This window comes from Streptomyces sp. NPDC056347, assembly GCF_042262625.1.
Classification (GTDB): Bacteria; Actinomycetota; Actinomycetes; order Streptomycetales; family Streptomycetaceae; genus Streptomyces.
In genome coordinates this window covers 1-9,094 of record NZ_JBHJQP010000246.1, presented here as the reverse complement: position 1 = coordinate 9,094, position 9,094 = coordinate 1, and the positions used below count along the sequence as shown (strand labels likewise).

Genomic DNA, 9,094 nt, shown 5'->3' with positions numbered 1-9,094 from the left:
GTGCCGGACGTGGTCCGGCACCCGCTGCGCAGCCCGGTGGCGGTCTTCCGCCGCCCGTTGTTCGTCTTCGACGCCTGCCGGGTCGTCACCACGGCCCACCCCTGGGGCGGCGGCGAAGGCCCGGTGCCTGGGCGGCCGGCCGACGCGGGCTACCGGCACGAGGTGTACCGGGACGACCGGAGCGCCCGCCCTGACCTACGGGGCTGGGAGCTCCGGCCGTCCCGGAGCCCGTGGGTGGCGGCACGGCCCCGAAGCGTCCGGCCGCCGCGCGGGGGAGTGCCTGCTCGCCGGTCCGCTTCCGTGCGGTCCGACCGGCAGCCGACCGCTCACCTTCAGGGAGCAGGGAGGGTGCGTGGGTCAGCTGAGGGAAAGCCCCCTCCTCGGAAGGCGGCGGCACAGGAGGATCGCGCCTCGGGCCGCCAGGTAGCCGAAGGCGGACAGGACGAGGAGCTGGGGCAGCAGGGCGGTGGCGGCGGACGCCTGGCCGCCGAAGAGCAGAGGGTGAGCAGCGGTGGGGCCGCGAGGACGGTGGCGGCCATCACCGCGTCCCTGGGCCCGTGGGTGCTGCGGGCCGGCGCGGCTCCGGTGGCGAGCGGGGCCCGGAGGCCGAGCCCGGAGGTCGTGAGGACCTCGATCCATTTCTCCCCGCCGCCGGCGGCACCGACGGCCGAGGCCGTGACGACGACGGCGAGCCACAGCCCGGTGCCGGGGCGGCGCTCCCGGTCGGGCGGGGCGAGCAGGAGGATCAGGGTGTTGAGCGTGATCAGCCCCAACCCGCGCGGGCCGAGGCCGAGTTCGGCTGCTGCGGCTCGGTCCGGGCTGAGCGGCCCGGTGTAGGACAGCAGGCAGAACAGTGTCGCCGAAGCGGCGGCCAGCAGGGCCAGGACCCGTGCGGCGGACCAGCGGTCGGCCACCACCGCGCAGGCCGTGAGCGCGGCCGGGACGAGGAACGAGACCGCCGCCAGGAGCGGGCCTCCGTCGGGGAAGCCGCTGGTGGAGGAGCCGTGGGTCTCGGGGCTGACGGCGGTTCGCACGTCGCGCACGACCGAGGCTGCCGCGTAGGTTCCGGCGAGCAGGGCGGCGATCGGCGCCGCGGTGGCGAACGCCCGGCCCGTCGGGCGGTGGGAGACCAGGCCGAGCCGGACCCGGACTCCGTGCCCGGCGACGTCGGCCACCTCGCGCAGCCCTCCGGCCGGACCGGAGAGCGATCCGGCGGGCGGCGAAGTCGGTCACCTCCGCGAGCGCGCCGGTGCCGTACGAGGACAGGTAGAGCGCGAGGCCCGCCGGAGAAGCCAGGCGTTCAGGGGGTGCTTCGAGGTCATGCCGAGCCTCCTGCGGAACGGGTCCGGGGTGCCGCCAGGCGGCGGTCCGCCTCGCGCAGGGCGGAGCGCAGGCGGTCGGCCTCGGTCCTGAGCGACTGTTCTCCGTCCGGGGTGAGGGTGAACACGCGTCGGGGGCGTCCGTCCACCGTCTCCTCGCGCTCGACGCGGATCAGCCCCTCAGCCAGCAGGCGGTCAAGGGTGCCGTAGAGGCTGCCTGCGCCCAGTCGCACCCGACCGTCGGAGATCGCGGCGACCTCGTCCCCGAGCGCGTAGCCGTGGCGCGGCCGGTCGGCGAGTGCGGTGAGGAGGAGGAAGGTCGGCTCCTGCATGGAGCGTTTGTTCTTCACCCGGCACACCGTAGTACGGTCACCGTAGTATCCGGCAAGAGGCGCCCCCGTTCTTCTCGGCCGACCGCGGGCCGCCCGCCCGGCGGCCCTCCACTTCGCCGGGCCCCGCCCGCACCCCGGGCGGCAGCGGCGCGAGGTCCTGGGACACCCTTCCGTCCCAGCTGTGATTCACGTCACTGCCGGCGGCTCGGTGCAGCACCCGGCCCCGTTCCGCCGTCATGGGGGCAGTGATCGGGACGGGACGAGGAGAGGAGGTCGGCGGGTGAGGTTTCGTAGGAGCGGTCCGGGCAACGGATTCACGGAGTTCGTCGCACAGCGGTCGGGAGCGTTGTTCCGCACCGCGTATGCGCTGACCGGTGACGTACATGTGGCCGAGGATCTGGTGCAGGAGGCGCTGGAGCGGGCGTGCCGACAGTGGCGGAAGGGCGCGGTGGTGGACTCGCCGGAGGCGTACGTGCGCAAAGTGCTGGTCAACCTGGCCAACGACCGCTGGCGGCGGCTGTCGCGCCGGGGCGAGCGCCCCGGGCTGTCGGGGGTGCCCGAGACGGCCGACCCCCGGGACCGGTTCGGGCAGGTGGATCTGCGCGCGGAACTGATCGAGGCACTGCTCGGGCTGCCGATGGGCATGCGCAGCGTGGTGGTCCTGTACTACCTGCACGATCTGGACGCCCGGCAGGTCGCCGACGTCCTGGACATCTCTTCGAGTGCAGTGAGGTCCCAGCTCGCCCGCGGCCTGGCCAAGCTGCGCGATTCCGTATCGGGCGCCCAGGCGCCGCACACGCCGTCGACCGCTTTCGGAGGTACGAAGTGAGGAACACGTCGTCCGGACCGGCCCCGTTCGAGCCGGGCCTCGAAGCCGAGCTGCGTGCCGCGGTGGCCTCCTTCGCCGACGGGCCGACGGCGCCGGTCATCGACGCGGCCGCGATCGAGCGAGCCGTCAGCCGCAGCCGCACCCGCCGGGCGCTCCTCGGCACCGCTGCGGCGTGCTGCGTGCTGGCGTGCGCCACGGTGGGGTTCTTCGCGCTGAAGCCCGTGCCGCCCGCGCCCGGCGCCTCCCCGTCCCTGTCCTCACCGGCGAACGGGGCGTGCACCCCGCTCGCCACCGGCACCCCCAAGAGCGGAAGCGCCGATGCGACTCCGACACAGGAGCAGGAGCAGACCGGGGGAGCGGGCATCGCGCTGCCGGACCTGGCCGGCATGCCGGTCGAACAGGCCGGAAGCCTGCTGCGCGGACTCGGACTGAGCTGCACGATCATGCGGCACACGGACTGGAACGCTCCCGCCGGGCAGGTGATCAGCAGTCAGCCCCGGGGCGGCGCAGAACCGGTGGCACCGGGCTCGTCCGTCCTCCTGCTGGTCTCGACGGGCAAACCCGGCGGAACCTGAGCGACCGGGCCCTTCGGCCCGCGCACCGGCCGAGTGACCCAGGGGCCGGTGCCGGGCAGTCCGTCGACCGCGGCGCACCGGCTGGACGCCCGCCCCTCCGGGCCGCCGCTGGACTTTTCCGAGGGGCGCGTGCGGGGAGGGGAGTGGGGGAGGGCTCCTGCCGGTGGGGCGCAGGGCCGTGGCGTCGGCGGAGCATGCGCGCACGGACGCTCCGCCCGTGCGCGCCGACCGCCGACTCCCGGTCCCGGCCGCGCCATGGCCTCCTCGCGGTCCAGCGACAACGGCACCGCCGCACCCTCGCTGCTGACGCCGTGTCAGTCATGAGGCTCCGACTTCTCACGGTCGGCCTGACCGCCGCCGCACTCCTCACCCTGACCGCCTGCGACGACGACGGCAGCGCCTCCGCCACCAGCAGCGCCCCCGTCGCGCCCGCACCCGCCACCACCAGCGCGGCCCCGGCCGGCAGCGCCGCCTCCCCGGCATCCAGCGCACCGGCCGCCGCCGGCGCACCGGCCGTCGGCAGTGTCCCGTCGCCCAACGTCGCCCAGACCGCAGGGCTGATCGCCGCCCTCAAGGCCGTCGACCCCGCCCTCGCCGCCGACCAGGCCAAGGCCATCGGCAAGGCCCGGGCGGGCCCGTCGCTTCGGGGCCGCCCGTCGTCCGTCGGGTTGCCGTCAGCCCGTTAGCCCGTCAGCCCGTCAGGGCGTGGACCAGGGCCGTGGCCGGTTCGATGAGGGTGAGTTCGTGGGCGGTCAGGGTGGGGTTGGCGGTGCGGTGGTGGGCGGCTTCGGTGAGGTGGGGGGCGGGCAGCGGGCCGGAGGCGGTGAGGTGGGGGGCCAGGGCGGTCAGGAGAGTGCGGGCCGGGGCGGACAGCGGGGAGGCGGGGTCCACCGCGATCTGGGCCAGGATCAGTGCGGACATGGCGCGGTCCAGGGCGGGGGCGCCCTCCGACGCGTTGCTCCAGTCGATCACCACCGGGCCCCGGTCCGTCAGCATCACGTTGCCCGGGTGCAGGTCGAGGTGGAGCATCCGGTCCTCGGGGTGCGGGGAGAGCCGGGCCGGGACGGTGTGGAGTTCGGCGAGGAGGCCGGCCAGCAGGGCGCCCGCCTCGTCCGCCGACAACTCCTCGGCCAGCAGGGCGTCCAGCATCGTCGGGCCGGTCAGGCGCTCCAGTACCAGATCGCCGGGCGGCGTCTTCGCGTCGCGCGGGCCCGGGCGCGGGACGGGGCAGCCGTGTGCGGCGAGGTAGGCCATGACCATCCATTCGGGCGTGGCGTCCATGCCGTTCCGGTAGCGGCGCAGGACCCACTTCTCGTCGAGTGCGTACACATCGGCCGATCGTCCGGCACCGAGCAGCTCACCTATTCGCATGGGGCGAACCTACGGGGACCGGCGGCGGACGGGGATGCCCGGGGCCGGTCCGCGGGGCGGATACCGGCGAGACCATAACGCGAAGTGAGGGGGTGAACGGGATCTCCTGGGATGACGTGTACGCGGCTACGTTGTCGGCAATTCCCCCGAAGTCAAGGAGAGTTCCGTGGAGAGCTCCACACTCCGCAGACGTGCCCTGGCCGCGTGTACCGCCAGCGTTGCCGTCGGGGCGCTCGCGCTGGCCGGTCTGACCGGCAGCGCGTCCGCCGATCCGGCGCCCCAGCTCCGCACCCCCACCGCCGCGGGGACCGGGCAGCTCTCGCCCGGTCTGCTGGAGGCAATGAAGCGCGATCTCGGCCTGAACGAGGCCGAGGCGCGCAGCCGGATCGGGCACGAGACCCGGGCGGCGGCGATCGCCTCCGCGCTGAAGCACACGCTCGGCGCGGACTTCGCCGGCGCCCGGGTCAGCGGTGACGACGCGGCCCTGACGGTCGCCACCACCGACGCCGCCCACGCCGAGGAGATCCGCCTCGCCGGTGCCCGGTCCGTGGTCGTCGCGCACAGCCAGGCCGAACTCGACTCCGCCAAGGGTGCGTTGGACCGGGCCGCGCAGCGCGGGGCGCCCGCCGGTGTGCCGGTCTGGTACGTCGACGTGGCGAGCAACCGGGTCGTCGTCGAGGCCGCCCGCGCCAAGGCCGCCGAGGCGTTCCTGGCCGAGGCCGGAGTGCCGGCCGAGCTCGTGACGGTGCGGCGGTCCACCGAGCGGCCGCGTACGTTCGCCGATCTTCGGGGCGGTGACGCGTACTACATGAACGGTCTGGGGCGGTGCTCCATCGGCTTCCCCGTGAAGCGCGGTACGCAGGGCGGCTTCGTCAGCGCCGGTCACTGCGGCACACCGGGTGTCACCACCAACGGCTACGACCAGCAGGCGCAGGGCTCGTTCCAGGGCTCCACCTTCCCGGGCCGCGACTACTCCTGGGTCGCCACCAACACCAACTGGACGCCGCGCGCCCTGGTGAACGGGTACGGCAACGGCGACATCACCGTCACCGGGTCCACCGAGGCGCTGGAGGGCTCGTCGGTCTGCCGATCCGGCTCGACGACCGGCTGGCACTGCGGGACCGTGCAGCAGCGCAACACCAGTGTCACGTACCAGGAGGGCACCGTCTCCGGGGTCACCCGGACCAATGTGTGCGCCGAACCCGGGGACTCCGGCGGCTCGTTCATCTCCGGCAGCCAGGCGCAGGGCGTCACCTCCGGCGGCTCCGGCAACTGCTCCCAGGGCGGTACGACGTACTTCCAGCCGGTGAACCCGGCGCTCCAGGCGTACGGGCTGACGCTGATGACCAGCGGCACCGGGCCCGACCCGAGCGAGCCGCCGACCAACCCGGGCGGTACCTGGAAGGAAGGCACGACGTACGCGGCGGGCGACGTCGTGACGTACGGCTCCGACAGCTACCGCTGCCTCCAGGCGCACCTGGCGCAGCCCGGCTGGACCCCGCCGAACGTACCGGCCCTCTGGGCCCGGGCCTGAGCCCGCCCGGCTCCGAGACCGCTCCGCAGTGAATACGGCGGCCCCGCACCCCTGGCCGCCACCGGTTACCGCGCCCGCCCGGCTACCGCTTCGGCCTCCCGGCCGGGCGGCGCGCACCCCGAACCGCTCTGTGTCATGCACGTGCCCTTCCCCCACCCCGAGGAATCAGCCATGACCCCAGAACCGGCCGAGGGCCAGAACCCCGGCGACCGACCGATCAGCCGAAAGACCCTGCTCAAGGCCGCGCTCGTCGCCGGTGCCGTCCCGCTGCTCGCGGGCGGTGGCGTCGCGCTCGCCCGGGACGCGGGCTCCGGCGGCAAGCCGCTGGCCCCGACGCCGAACTGCGACGACGGCGACGGCCCGACCCACGACCAGATCGAGGGCCCCTACTTCAAGCCCAACTCCCCGCTCCGCACCAGCCTGATCACCGACAGCACGCCCGGTGTCCGGCTGACCGTGAGCGGCTACGTCTTCGGCCGGGCGTGCCGGCCGATCCCCGGAGTGCTGCTGGACTTCTGGCAGGCCGACACCAACGGTGCCTACGACATGAGCGGATTCGCCTTCCGCGGGCACCAGTTCACCGACCAGTCGGGGGCGTACAGCCTGACCACGATCGTGCCGGGGCTGTACCCCGGGCGCACCCGCCACATCCATGTGAAGGTCCAGGCGCCCGGCTCGTCCATCCTGACCACCCAGCTGTACTTCCCGGGCGAGCCGCGCAACAACACCGACATGCTGTACGACCCGGCGCTGCTGATGAACGTCCGGGACGCGGGCTCGGGGCAGCAGGGGACGTTCGACTTCGTCCTCAACATCGCCCAGAGCCCGACCGACCCGCCGACCGACCCCACGGACCCGCCGACCACCCCGGGCGGCACCTGGAAGGCCGGCACGGCGTACACCGCGGGAGACCGCGTCACGTACGGCGGGGCCACGTACCGCTGCACGCAGGCCCACACGGCGATGGCCGGGTGGGAGCCGCCCAACGTCCCCGCGTTGTGGGAACGCGTGTAGACGCGCGGCACAGCGGGGGCGACCCCGCCGCTGTCCGGTGCTCGTCCGAGGGGGGTGGGCGCCGGGCAGCGGAGTAACCTGGACGCGTACGGCTCCCGGTGGGCCGCACCGATCGGCCTGCGTGTTCGAAGGGGGCCGGAACGGCATGAACAGCCTGATCACCTTCGCGGTCGTCCTCGCGATGATCGCGATCGCGGCGTACGTCATCCATCTGCTGAACGCCCGGCACCGGCATCACCATCTGCGCCCGGCGCACTACGACCACGGGCTCGCCGGGTTCGGCGACGCGCCGGGGCCGGGGCCGGGTGCCGGTTCGGCGCCGGGGGCTACTTCGCGTCGGAGTAGCGCTCCACCACCGCCGTAGTGAACGGGAAGCGCACGGGTGTCTCGCCGAAGGCGGTCCGCCCGGCCAGCTCCCCGGCCGCCCGGATGGCCTCCACCACGGCGGCCGCCTCCTCCTGGGGGCAGTGCACGATCACCTCGTCGTGCTGGAAGAAGACCAGCTCGGCGCGGAGTCCGGCGGTGTGCAGCGAGCGGCGCAGGGCGGCCAGGAGCAGCAGCGCCCAGTCGGCCGCACTGCCCTGCACCACGAAATTACGGGTGAAACGGCCCCGCGCACGGGCGTTCGACGAGGCATAGCCCGGGGTGAAACCCGACCCGGAACCGGGGTCGGAGCCGTCGTCGGAGCCGGTCGGCCCGGCGCTCTCCTGCGGGATGCCCGCCTCCTCGTACGCCTCGCTCCCGGCGGCCGGGGGGCTGGTCCGGCCCAGCCACGTCCGTACCAGGCGGCCGTCCTCCCCGGCCTTCGCGGCATCGTCGACATAGGCCACGGCGCGTGGGAACCTCCGGCGCAGCGCGGCCAGGTTCTTCAGGCCGTCGCCCGAGGTCTGGCCGTAGACCGCGCCGAGCAGGGCGAGCTTGGCGTGCTCCCGGTCGCCGTGGAACGCCCGGTCGGAGAGGGCGGTGTACAGATCGCCGTCGTGGCCCGCCACCTCCATCAGGCCGCGGTCGCGGGAGATCGCGGCGAGCACTCTGGGCTCCATCTGGTCGGCGTCCGCGACGACCAGGCGCCAGCCCGGATCGGCGACGACCGCCCGCCGGATCACCTTGGGGATCTGGAGCGCCCCGCCGCCGTTCGTCGTCCAGCGGCCACTGACCGTGCCGCCCGGCTGGAACTCCGGGCGGAAGCGGCCGTCACGCACCCAGTCCTGGAGCCAGGACCAGCCGTGCGCCGTCCAGATCCGGTAGAGCTTCTTGTACGCCACGAGCGGGGCCACCGCCGGGTGGTCCAGGCCCTCCAGCTCCCAGCGGCGGGTGGACCGCACCTTGATCCCGGCCTGCGCGAAGGCCCGCACCACGTCGGCCGGGAGGTCGGGGCGGACCCGTCTGCCGAAGGCGGCGGACACCTGGTCGGCCAGCTCGGCCAGCTTGCGGGGCTCGCCGCCGCCCGCGTACCGCTCGCCGAGCAGCTCGTGGAGGACCTCGCGGTGGACGTCGGCCCGCCAGGGGAGGCCGGAGCGGTGCATCTCGGCGGCGACCAGCATGCCCGCCGACTCGGAGGCGGTGAGCAGCCGCATTCTGCCGGGGTGCTCGGTGGCGTCGTGCCGGCGGAGCTGGTCGGCGTAGACCTCCAGCAGGGCGTCGAAGGGGAGCGGGGCGGCCGGCCGGGGCTCGAAGAGCGAGGACTGCGCGCCGGGCTCCGCCGAGCGGGGCGGCGGATCGGGCGGCACCGGGGCGCCGTGCAGGCGGGCGTGGGCGGCCGCGGCGGAGCGGGGCTCACCGAGGCGGCCCTCATGGGCCAGGAGCAGGGATTCGGCGACCTCGACGTCGTAACAGCGGTCCACGGGGACACCCGCCGCGAGGAGCCGGGGGTACACCTCCGCGCAGGAGCGCCAGACCCAGCGGGTGACCTCGGGGCGGGCGCGGACCGCCGCCACCACGTCGGGCTCGGCCACGACGGGGCCGGCGGGCAGGCCCGTCGGGGCCAGCGGCGCGAGGAGGGCGCCGCCGGTCTCCGTCGTGGTCAGGGCCCACCGTTCGGTCATGCCTTCGAGTCTGGCACCCTGCACTGACAACGGACGGGGGCCGCGCCCCGTCCCGGTCCGTGGCCGGGACGGGAG

General features: G+C 74.6%; 10 protein-coding genes. 6 read left to right on the top strand and 4 right to left on the bottom strand.

Features of this window, described 5'->3' with window-relative positions:
- Positions 1-332 precede the first annotated feature (332 nt).
- Together ACFCV8_RS33930 and ACFCV8_RS33925 are read right to left on the bottom strand one after the other, a co-directional pair.
- Positions 333-1,175 carry a hypothetical protein gene (locus ACFCV8_RS33930; RefSeq protein ID WP_376689356.1) on the bottom strand — a complete coding sequence of 281 codons (843 nt, stop codon included), beginning with the start codon at positions 1,173-1,175 and terminating at the stop codon, positions 333-335.
- A gap of 143 nt (positions 1,176-1,318) precedes the next feature.
- Positions 1,319-1,651: a PadR family transcriptional regulator gene (locus ACFCV8_RS33925; RefSeq protein WP_073810844.1), complete on the bottom strand. Its 333-nt coding sequence runs from the start codon at positions 1,649-1,651 to the stop codon at positions 1,319-1,321.
- A 280-nt stretch (positions 1,652-1,931) separates the two neighbouring features.
- Here ACFCV8_RS33925 and ACFCV8_RS33920 point away from each other — a divergent pair, with 280 nt between their 5' ends.
- The 3 genes from ACFCV8_RS33920 to ACFCV8_RS33910 all read left to right on the top strand — a co-directional run bounded on the left by ACFCV8_RS33920 (position 1,932) and on the right by ACFCV8_RS33910 (position 3,741).
- Positions 1,932-2,480, top strand: coding sequence for a SigE family RNA polymerase sigma factor (locus ACFCV8_RS33920; protein WP_376689355.1), 549 nt, complete (start codon positions 1,932-1,934; stop codon positions 2,478-2,480).
- Positions 2,477-3,055, top strand: a complete 579-nt coding sequence (locus ACFCV8_RS33915) for a PASTA domain-containing protein (RefSeq protein WP_376689354.1) — start codon at positions 2,477-2,479, stop codon at positions 3,053-3,055. Before ACFCV8_RS33920 ends, ACFCV8_RS33915 begins: the two co-directional genes overlap by 4 nt.
- Before the next feature lie 320 nt (positions 3,056-3,375).
- Positions 3,376-3,741, top strand: a complete 366-nt coding sequence (locus ACFCV8_RS33910) for a hypothetical protein (protein WP_376689353.1) — start codon at positions 3,376-3,378, stop codon at positions 3,739-3,741.
- Positions 3,742-3,745: 4 nt separating this feature from the next.
- Here ACFCV8_RS33910 and ACFCV8_RS33905 read toward each other — a convergent pair whose 3' ends face one another.
- A complete protein-coding gene (locus ACFCV8_RS33905; RefSeq protein ID WP_376689352.1) occupies positions 3,746-4,426 on the bottom strand; it encodes a phosphotransferase in 681 nt (226 codons plus the stop codon).
- A 166-nt stretch (positions 4,427-4,592) separates the two neighbouring features.
- Between ACFCV8_RS33905 and ACFCV8_RS33900 the strand changes: the two genes are divergently transcribed.
- From ACFCV8_RS33900 to ACFCV8_RS33890, 3 genes are all read left to right on the top strand, one after another.
- Positions 4,593-5,960, top strand: a complete 1,368-nt coding sequence (locus ACFCV8_RS33900; protein ID WP_376689351.1) for an alpha-lytic protease prodomain-containing protein — start codon at positions 4,593-4,595, stop codon at positions 5,958-5,960.
- 171 nt (positions 5,961-6,131) lie between these two features.
- A complete protein-coding gene (locus ACFCV8_RS33895) occupies positions 6,132-6,974 on the top strand; it encodes a carbohydrate-binding protein (protein ID WP_376689350.1) in 843 nt (280 codons plus the stop codon).
- A 145-nt stretch (positions 6,975-7,119) separates the two neighbouring features.
- Positions 7,120-7,338 (top strand): hypothetical protein, encoded by a 219-nt coding sequence (locus ACFCV8_RS33890; RefSeq protein ID WP_376689349.1) that lies wholly within the window; start codon positions 7,120-7,122, stop codon positions 7,336-7,338.
- Here ACFCV8_RS33890 and ACFCV8_RS33885 read toward each other — a convergent pair.
- A complete protein-coding gene (locus ACFCV8_RS33885; protein ID WP_376689348.1) occupies positions 7,301-9,019 on the bottom strand; it encodes a bifunctional 3'-5' exonuclease/DNA polymerase in 1,719 nt (572 codons plus the stop codon). The two genes, ACFCV8_RS33890 and ACFCV8_RS33885, sit on opposite strands and share 38 nt — an antisense overlap.
- Between the last annotated feature and the right edge of the window lie 75 nt (positions 9,020-9,094).

Excerpts from the sequence above, each read along its gene's own strand:
- ACFCV8_RS33925 (WP_073810844.1), bottom strand. The coding sequence starts at position 1,651 with ATGCAGGAGCCGACCTTCCTCCTCCTCACCGCACTCGCCGACCGGCCG.
- ACFCV8_RS33910 (WP_376689353.1), top strand. The coding sequence starts at position 3,376 with ATGAGGCTCCGACTTCTCACGGTCGGCCTGACCGCCGCCGCACTCCTC.
- ACFCV8_RS33905 (WP_376689352.1), bottom strand. The coding sequence starts at position 4,426 with ATGCGAATAGGTGAGCTGCTCGGTGCCGGACGATCGGCCGATGTGTAC.
- ACFCV8_RS33895 (WP_376689350.1), top strand. The coding sequence starts at position 6,132 with ATGACCCCAGAACCGGCCGAGGGCCAGAACCCCGGCGACCGACCGATC.
- ACFCV8_RS33890 (WP_376689349.1), top strand. The coding sequence starts at position 7,120 with ATGAACAGCCTGATCACCTTCGCGGTCGTCCTCGCGATGATCGCGATC.
- ACFCV8_RS33885 (WP_376689348.1), bottom strand. The coding sequence starts at position 9,019 with ATGACCGAACGGTGGGCCCTGACCACGACGGAGACCGGCGGCGCCCTC.